4 protein-coding genes are annotated in these 4,604 nt (G+C 65.0%); all 4 read left to right on the top strand.

Translation table 11 applies throughout. The features are described from left to right. On the top strand, positions 1–210 hold a 210-nt coding region (locus tag M653_RS01000000134135), incomplete at its 5' end, for a transposase (RefSeq protein ID WP_027144009.1). Positions 211–791: 581 nt separating this feature from the next. Next, on the top strand, positions 792–2,024 hold the full coding sequence (locus tag M653_RS0130965) for a 3-methyl-2-oxobutanoate dehydrogenase (2-methylpropanoyl-transferring) subunit alpha (RefSeq protein WP_027146765.1): 1,233 nt from the start codon (positions 792–794) through the stop codon (positions 2,022–2,024). Between the two features lie 3 nt (positions 2,025–2,027). Next, a complete protein-coding gene (locus M653_RS0130960) occupies positions 2,028–3,041 on the top strand; it encodes an alpha-ketoacid dehydrogenase subunit beta (protein ID WP_027146764.1) in 1,014 nt (337 codons plus the stop codon). A gap of 11 nt (positions 3,042–3,052) precedes the next feature. Then, positions 3,053–4,375 carry a dihydrolipoamide acetyltransferase family protein gene (locus tag M653_RS0130955; RefSeq protein ID WP_027146763.1) on the top strand — a complete coding sequence of 441 codons (1,323 nt, stop codon included), beginning with the start codon at positions 3,053–3,055 and terminating at the stop codon, positions 4,373–4,375. Positions 4,376–4,604 lie beyond the last annotated feature (229 nt).

Genomic DNA, 4,604 nt, shown 5'->3' with positions numbered 1-4,604 from the left:
AAACACCATCCCGAACTGCCGCCCCGCCTCAAGCTCTACAACCGCTTGATCGCGCGGCGCAGGGCGGCGGTGGAAACCACATTCGCCACGCTCAAGAACCGCATGCGTCTCACCCGCATCCGCTATGTCGGCCTCGTCAAGGCAACGGCCCAGATCATGCTCGCCACCATCGCCTTCAACATGAGACGATGGGCGGCGATCACGCCATAGCTGCGCCCGAAATCCGCCAAACGCCGCAAAGGCGCGGCTCCCAAACCCCGAAAAGCCTCCAAAGCAACGAAAATGGCCGCCCTCAATCCTCACAACACGCCTCCCGCAATATTGCGCAACAGGCCCCTTGTGGGAGAAGGTGGATCGGCGCGCCAGCGCCGAGACGGATGAGGGGTGTTCCAGCGGAGTGAGACGCTGGTTGTGATGCAGCCGATTGGCATCAGGACGCCAAGCTGGAGCACCCCTCATCCGACCTCGCTTCGCGAGGCCACCGCCCTGGGCGAGTCACGGGCCTCGCCCGCCCTTCGGCCCCAGAAGGGGAGAAGGAAAAGCAGCGGCGCTCTGCCCCCAATCACCTTATCTGGCGACGAACACGGCGCAACCTTGCGCCAAATTGCGTGCCGCTGCTCAACATCGACAAGAAATTTCGCGGACATATCTTCATCTTGAGCGCGGGAGGCCGGGATCGGCCGGCGCGGCCGGAACCAATGCCCGGATGACTTGCCTGGCGAATTCGCACTGGTCTGGACGCGCGGATGTGCAAATATCCGCACCCAGGCAACATTGGAGGAGTTTTGGTCATGGCCGATGCTGGGATGTTGCGTTTTCACGTTCCGGAGCCGGAAGTGCGGCCGGGCGGCACGCCTGACTTTTCCAACGTGACCATCGCCCAGGCCGGCTCGGTGCCGCGTCCCGACATCGACGTCGATCCGCGCACCATCCGCGACATGGCGTTTTCGATCATCCGCGTGCTGAACCGCAATGGCGAAGCCGTCGGGCCATGGGCCGGGCTGCTTTCCAGCGAGGAATTGCTGGAGGGCCTGCGCAACATGATGACGCTGCGGACCTTCGATGCGCGCATGCAGATGGCGCAGAGGCAAGGCAAGACCTCTTTCTACATGCAGCATCTGGGCGAAGAAGCGGTGAGCTGCGCCTTTCGCAAGGCGCTTGCCCCGGGCGACATGAACTTCCCGACCTATCGGCAGGCCGGCCTGCTGATCGCCGACGGCTATCCGATGGTCACGATGATGAACCAGATCTATTCCAACGAGGCCGATCCGCTGAAGGGCAGGCAGCTGCCGATCATGTATTCGTCGAAAGAGCACGGCTTCTTCTCGATCTCAGGCAATCTGGCGACGCAGTATATCCAGGCGGTCGGCTGGGCGATGGCCTCGGCGATCTCGAACGATTCGCGCATCGCCGCCGCCTGGATCGGCGACGGCTCGACGGCGGAATCCGATTTCCATTCGGCTCTGGTGTTCGCCTCCACCTACAAGGCTCCGGTCGTGCTCAACGTCGTCAACAACCAGTGGGCGATCTCGACTTTTCAGGGCATCGCGCGCGGCGGCTCGGGCACCTTCGCGGCGCGGGGCCTCGGCTTCGGCATTCCGTCGCTGCGCGTCGACGGCAATGACTATCTGGCGGTCCATGCGGTGGCCAAGTGGGCAGCCGAGCGGGCCCGCAATAATCTCGGGCCGACGCTGGTCGAATATGTCACCTACCGCGCCGGCGCCCATTCGAGCTCGGACGATCCCTCCGCCTACCGGCCAAAGACCGAGTCCGACGCCTGGCCGCTCGGCGATCCGGTCGTGCGGCTGAAGAACCATCTGATCAAGCTCGGCGTCTGGTCGGACGAGCGGCACGCACAGGCCGAGGCGGAAATCCTCGACACGGTCATCGCGGCGCAGAAGGAGGCGGAAAGCCACGGCACGCTGCATGCCGGCGGCAAGCCGTCGACGCGAGACATGTTCGAGGGCCTCTATGCCGAGATGCCGCCGCATCTCAGGCGCCAGCGCCAGCAGGCGGGAGTCTGAGCCATGCCAAGGCGGACCATGATCGAGGCCATCCGGGACGCCATGGACGTTTCGATGGAGCGCGACAGCAAAGTCGTCGTGTTCGGCGAGGACGTCGGCTTCTTCGGCGGCGTTTTTCGCGTCACCCACGGCCTGCAGGCCAAATACGGCAAGAGCCGCTGCTTCGACGCGCCGATCAACGAATCCGGCATTGTCGGCTCGGCCATCGGCATGGCCGCCTACGGCCTGAAGCCGTGCGTGGAGATTCAGTTTGCCGACTACATGTATCCGGCCTACGACCAGCTGACGCAGGAAGCCGCAAGGCTGCGCTACCGGTCGAACGGTGATTTCACCTGCCCGATCGTGGTGCGCATGCCGACCGGCGGCGGCATCTTCGGCGGCCAGACGCACAGCCAGAGCCCGGAAGCGCTGTTCACCCATGTGTCGGGCCTGAAGACGGTGGTGCCATCCAACCCGCATGACGCCAAGGGGCTTTTGATCGCCGCGATCGAGGATCCCGACCCCGTGATCTTCTTGGAGCCGAAGCGGCTCTATAATGGCCCGTTCGACGGCCATCACGACCGGCCGGTGACGCCATGGTCGAAGCACGAGCTCGGCGAGGTCGCCGGCGGCCACTATACCGTGCCGCTCGGCAAGGCGGCGATCCGCAGGGCGGGTTCCGCCGTCACGGTGCTCGCCTACGGCACCATGGTCTATGTCGCCCAGGCCGCGGCCGAGGAGACCGGCATCGATGCCGAGATCATCGACCTCAGGACGCTGCTGCCGCTCGACCTCGATACGATCGTGGCCTCGGTCAAGAAGACCGGGCGCTGCGTCGTCGTGCACGAGGCGACGCTGACGTCGGGCTTCGGCGCCGAACTGTCGGCGCTGGTGCAGGAAAACTGCTTCTACCATCTGGAAGCGCCGGTGGTCCGCGTCGCCGGCTGGGACACGCCCTATCCGCACGCGCAGGAGTGGGACTATTTCCCCGGCCCGGCCCGTGTCGGCCGTGCGCTCATCGAAACATTGGAAGCTTAGAGAGGCCTGAAATGGGCGAACACATCATCAAGCTGCCAGATGTCGGCGAGGGCGTCGCCGAGGCCGAACTCGTCGAATGGCATGTGAAGATCGGCGACATCGTGCGCGAGGACACGGTGCTGGCCGCCGTGATGACCGACAAGGCGACGGTGGAAATCCCGTCGCCCGTCGATGGCGAGATCCTGTGGCTGGGCGCCGAGATCGGCGACACGGTGGCGATTGGTTCGCCCATCGTGCGGCTGAAAGTGGCGGGCGAGGGCAATGTGAAGGCTGCCGGCAAAGAAGCGGCACCGGCCGCCGAGGCACTCGCCAAGCCGGCGAGCCCAAAGCCCGAAACCGCACCGGTTATCAAGGCAAAGCCCGCCGAGGCACCGGCGAAACCCGCGCCATCGCCGGCTGCCGCCAAGACCATCGCACGGTCCTCGGCCTCCGGCGTACCACGCCCGGAAGGCGAAAAACCGCTGGCCTCGCCAGCTGTCCGCTTGCGCGCCAAAGAGGCCGGCATTGATCTCAGGCAAGTGGCAGGCAGCGGCCCGGCCGGCCGCATCGGCCACGAAGACATCGAGGCTTTCCTGGCGCGCGGGCCGCAAGTGGCCAAGGCATCGGGCCTCGCCCGCAACGATGCCATCGAGGACATCAAACTGGTCGGCCTGCGGCGCAAGATCGCCGAGAAGATGACACTGTCCAAGTCGCGCATCCCGCACATCACCTATGTCGAGGAGATCGACGTCACGGCGCTGGAGGAATTGCGCGCCGCGCTCAACAAGGAAAAGCGCGCCGCCAAGGGAGGCGCGGAGAGGCCGAAGCTGACCTTGCTGCCGTTCCTGATGCGGGCGATGGTCAAGGCGATCGCGGACCAGCCCCAGCTCAATTCGCTGTTCGACGACGAGGCCGGCATCATCCACCAGCATGGCGGCATCCATATTGGCATCGCCGCGCAGACGCCGTCGGGGCTGGTGGTGCCTGTCGTCAAGCATGCCGAGGCGCGCGACATCTGGGAGTGCGGCGCCGAAGTCGCCAGGCTGGCCGAGGCGGCCAAGTCGGGGACGGCGACGCGTGACGAGCTGTCGGGCTCGACCATCACCATCACCTCGCTCGGCGCCATGGGCGGCGTCGCCACCACGCCGGTCATCAACCATCCGGAAGTGGCGATCATCGGCGTCAACAAGATGATGGTGCGGCCGCTGTGGGACGGCACGCAGTTCATCCCGCGCAAGATGATGAACCTATCGTCGAGCTTCGACCACCGCGTCATCGACGGCTGGGACGCAGCGGTGTTCGTGCAGCGGATAAAAGCGCTGCTGGAGACGCCGGCGCTGATTTTCGTGGATTGAGAGGGATGATGGGGTCGGTCTCGAACGGAAATCAATGCGCGGCGGGCGGATGTAAGCTCCCCCTTCTCCCCTTGTGGGAGAAGGTGTCGCCGCAGGCGACGGATGAGGGGTGTTCCAGGGAACGCCGACGTTTCACTCCGCTGGAACACCCCTTGTATCTGCACGGAGGAAACTTTGTGCGAGAAGAGCGACTGAGCCTCGAACCGGATGGCCATCCGATTCGAGGCTT

Origin of the sequence: Mesorhizobium sp. WSM3626, assembly GCF_000513935.1 — a bacterium.
GTDB lineage: Bacteria > Pseudomonadota > Alphaproteobacteria > Rhizobiales > Rhizobiaceae > Mesorhizobium > Mesorhizobium salmacidum.
The sequence above is the reverse complement of the archived record's forward strand: the minus strand, read 5'-3'. Positions and strand labels throughout refer to the sequence as shown.